At 41.8% G+C, this 4,456-nt stretch carries 3 protein-coding genes; all 3 read left to right on the top strand.

Features of this window, described 5'->3' with window-relative positions; all coding sequences use genetic code 11:
• A partial coding sequence (locus DW965_RS18200; RefSeq protein WP_147398816.1) for a family 43 glycosylhydrolase occupies nt 1–912 on the top strand: 912 nt, incomplete at its 5' end.
• Nucleotides 913–1,080: 168 nt separating this feature from the next.
• Nucleotides 1,081–2,706: a sugar ABC transporter substrate-binding protein gene (locus DW965_RS18195; RefSeq protein WP_117761853.1), complete on the top strand. Its 1,626-nt coding sequence runs from the start codon at nt 1,081–1,083 to the stop codon at nt 2,704–2,706.
• A gap of 19 nt (nt 2,707–2,725) precedes the next feature.
• Nucleotides 2,726–4,288, top strand: a complete 1,563-nt coding sequence (locus tag DW965_RS18190; protein WP_117761858.1) for a glycoside hydrolase family 43 protein — start codon at nt 2,726–2,728, stop codon at nt 4,286–4,288.
• Nucleotides 4,289–4,456: the final 168 nt, after the last annotated feature.

The following is a 4,456-nucleotide window of genomic DNA, read 5'->3' as shown; positions in this document are numbered from 1 at the left end:
ACGATTTCCAGAAGCAGAAGTGTGTGGGGACCATATGAGGGCAATCCCAATAACCCTATTCTGACGCATCGTCATCTGGGAATGATTATCCCATCACTGCTGTGGGTCATGGTGATCTGGTGGACGATGGCATGGAACTGGTATGTGGTTATGCTGGGTTCCAGAAAATGCGAAGGCTATGTAAATACAGGTCGCGATACATTTCTTGCGAAAGTGACATGGGAAGATGGATGGCCTGTTGTGAATCCGGGAGTCGGTATGCTGGAGTCGGTAGTCGAACTTCCGGGAGATGGGGCAGAAATGAAACCTGAAAGCCAGGTATACCATTTCTTCGAGAAGAAACTCCCGATGGAATGCATGACTCTTCGGAAGCCTCTTTGGGAAAAATACGATCTTTTCCAGAGAAGTGGATATCTGAGACTTCCGACTTTGCCGCAGACATTAAATGAAACATCCTGTCCTGCTTTCGTTGCTGTAAGACAGAAGGAATATCTGTATCTTGCATCTGCGGGAATAGAGTTTTCCCCCTGTGTAAATGGGGAGGAAGCTGGTCTTGCCATTCTGTGTGATGAGACACATCATGTTCGGTTTACCAAAATGATGTGTGACGGTAAGGTGCAGCTGTTACTCAATCGTCGTCTGGGTGACAAAGAAGAAAAACTGGCGGCTGAAGAAATCGAAGATGGATTTGTAACTCTGGAAATCAGAGGCAGAGGACAGAAGACAGATTTCTACTATAAAGTTCAGGGAAAAGAAAAGATGCTGCTTGTTTCTGATGTGGATATGACAGGATTGAGTACTGAACTGGCGGGCGGTTTTACAGGTTGCTGCCTGGGAATGTATGCATCCTCCAATGGTGAAATTTCAGAAAATCATGCGGACTTTGCATGGATGGCTATTGAAAACCAGTAAGAGTATCCGTTATAATAATTAAAGATTCTAAGCTGTGTACTCGGAAATTCCAGCGGAATTTCTGGGTACTATTATCTTGAAAAGGTGTCATGTTATGCAAAGCATGGTGCACCCCTCATAGCAGATACACCGAAGCATACTTTAATTTCTAAGAAGGGAAACGGATATATGAGAAAGTACTGGAAACAATGTACACTTTTATGCTGCGTCGTAGCTCTGGCGGGAACAGCATTTTGGCAAATAGGAAATAGGAAAAAGCCGGAGATTAGAAAATATTCGGCTTTTTTTTCTGTTCTAGGACAGGAGATTGATGAGGATAATGAGATAAAAAAGAAAATCGCGGAACTGACAGGAGCAGAATGTGAAGAGATATGGCTGGTAGGACAGACTTCCGACCAGGCTATTGCTTCCTATATTGCCGGAGGAGAGTATCCAGATTTTATTTCCGGCAATATTGATTTATATGAAGCAAATGCTTTGATTCCGGTTGATGAGTATTGGGATGAATACCCGAATCTGCGCAGTTATTTTACTGATAGTCAGTGGGAACTGTTAAAACAGGAGGATGGGCATATTTACTGGATCCCCCAGTTTGGGAATCAAAAAAATCCATCAGAAGATATTCTGCATAATGGCGAAGCATTCTGGATACAGACAAGAGTATTAAAATGGGCGAAGTATCCAGAAATACGTACGTTGGAAGAATACTTTAATCTTATTGAGGCTTATGTGGACGCTCATCCTTTGGATGACCTTGTACCATATACTGTTCTTTGTGATGACTGGCGATATTTTTGTCTGGAAAATGTGCCGCAGTTTTTAGATGGCTATCCTAATGATGGCTGCTGCATTGTGAATCCAAATACATTGAAAGTGGAGGATTATAATACCACAGCAACGGCAAGAAAATATTACCGGATATTAAATGAAGAATTTCAGAAAGGAATTCTTGATCCAGAGTTCTACACACAGACTTATAGTGAGTATCTGGAAAAACTTGCTACCGGACGTGTTCTTGGTATGTCAGATCAGTGGTGGCAGTTTTATTATACCGTGGATGATATGTTGCGTCAGCAGGGAGAGGGAATGAATTATGTGCCTCTTCCCATTACAATCGACAGAAATGTACAAAATAAGTGGCATACCCAGAATGGAACTCAGCCAGATGTTTCAGGAGGAATATCTGTCACAGTAAGTTGTAAAGATGTAAAGGGGGCTTTTCAGTTCCTTAATGATTTGCTCAGAGAGGATATTCAGAAACTTCGTTTTTGGGGAATTGAAGGGGTAGATTATGAAGTGGACGAGAACGGATTGTTTTATCTGACCGAAGAGCAGAGAGATATGGTTGCTGATTCGCAGTATAAAAATACACATTTTTGCTCTTATGCTTATTTTCCACGATTAGAAGGAAATTATGAAGATGGAATCAATGCTTTTTCACCGGAATTTCAGCCGGAGGAATTTTATGCTGCTCTGCCGGAGGATGTGAAAGAATGTTTGTCAGCGTATGGATGTAATGACTATGTAGATATGCTGGGAAATCATGATATACCGGGAGAGTGGTTTCCCGTGTATGCCTATGCGGATATTCTGACAACGGGTTCTGAGGCAGGACTGGTATGGAAGAAAATGGATCAGGTTAAACGTGAATATCTGCCGCAGCTGGTTATGACAGAGGATTTTGATTCTATCTGGGAGAAGTATATGGAAAGTTACGAATCCGTTCATCCGGAGATATTTTTTGCAGAAATGCAGAAAGTAGTGGATGAGCGGACGGGAAACAAAAGTGAATGATGAAAAGGAGACTTATACAATGAAAGATTTTTACAATCCTTTAATTGGCATGGACTATCCGGATCCTGATCTGATACGCGTGGGGGATATCTGGTATATGATCAGTACAACCATGCACTTTATGCCGGGGGGTGAGATTCTTCGTTCTTATAATCTGACAGATTGGGAGCGTGTGGGTTACGTTTTTGATGATCTGGATCATACACCGGCACAGTGTATGGAGAATGGAGAAAATATTTACGGACAGGGTATGTGGGCAGCATCCCTGCGGTATCATAATGGTATATTCTATGTGTGCTTTGCTGCCAATGATACCCATCGCACTTATCTGTATCAGTCAGAAAATATAGAAGGGCCGTGGAAAAAACAGTATATCGAAGGATTTTACCATGACTGCTCTCTTTTGTTTGATGATGACAGAGTTTATATTGTATATGGAAATACACAGATTTATATTACAGAATTAACTGCTGATCTGAGCAGTCCGAAACCTGGAGGATTGCACAGAAAGATCATTGAGGATACAGGAAATGTGCGTCTGGGATATGAAGGAGCTCATGCATATAAAATTAACGGTAAGTATTATGTATTTCTGATTCACTGGCCCAATGGCGGAGCGGGAAGAAGAACAGAGGCATGTTTTGTTTCAGATAGTCTGGAGAGTGAGTTTATCGGACGGGATATACTGGATGATGATCGGGGATATTTCAATTGCGGTGTGGCACAGGGAGGAATTGTAGATACACCGGAAGGCGAATGGTATGCTTTCCTTTTTCAGGATTCTGGAGCGGTAGGGAGAATCCCGATTCTGGTTCCGGTAGATTTTACTCATGGATTCCCGGAATTTGGAAGTAATGGGAAAATAGTAGAACCGATTTTACTGAGGAACAGAAAACCGGAATATGTATACGAACCCCTGACTGCGAATGACAAGTTTCAGTATAAAAAGGAAGGTGGAAAAATATCGATTCATAAAGCATGGCAGTGGAATCATGTGCCAGATTATCGTCTGGTTGACTGTGATGAAAATGGAGGATTAAAACTAACTGCCGGTTCTTTGTGCCAGGATTTGTGTGAAGCACGAAATACATTAACGCAGAGAATGATCTGGCCCGGGTGCCGTGCTTCAGTTGTAATTGATGGGTCTGATTTAAACAATGGTGATTATGCTGGTATCTGTGCACTTCAGGGTTGTTATGGAATGATTGCAATAACACGTCAGGCAGATCAGTATTATCTGGTTATGCGTGCCGGGAGTCCTGCTGATGACAGTCGATATCCTGTCATCCAAAAAGGTGAAAACCTTGAGGAACATGAGAGGGTTAAGATGGATTGCCCGATTGCTCATCTGGAACTTTCTGCTGATTTTTCTGATATGAAAGATATTGTAGTTTTTCGATATTGGAGTCATGGCGAGTGGAAAAGATTAGGGAGCGTACATAAATTGTATTTCAAGCTGGACCATTTTACAGGGTGCAGAGTTGGACTGTTTTGTTATGCCTCAGAGCAAACAGGGGGAACTGCAGTGTTTCATGATTTTACATTGCAGAATTTATGTATTGACAACCGATACCAGCCTTAGTATTATCTCATCTTTGACACTTAAGTAGATTAAAACACCTCGCAAACCCAGTGTTTATGCAATGTCATTAACTTTAGCAAAGAGCAGAAATCGTAAGCATTTATAAAACTATGATTCCTGCTTTTTGTTTGTATATGGGCATACTTATCCCCTTCTCTTTGTACTCGT

It is taken from the genome of Blautia sp. AM47-4, from assembly GCF_003479865.1.
Classification (GTDB): Bacteria; Bacillota; Clostridia; order Lachnospirales; family Lachnospiraceae; genus Fusicatenibacter; species Fusicatenibacter saccharivorans.
Note: the sequence above shows the minus strand (reverse complement) of the source record. Positions and strands in the feature narration are given on the sequence as shown.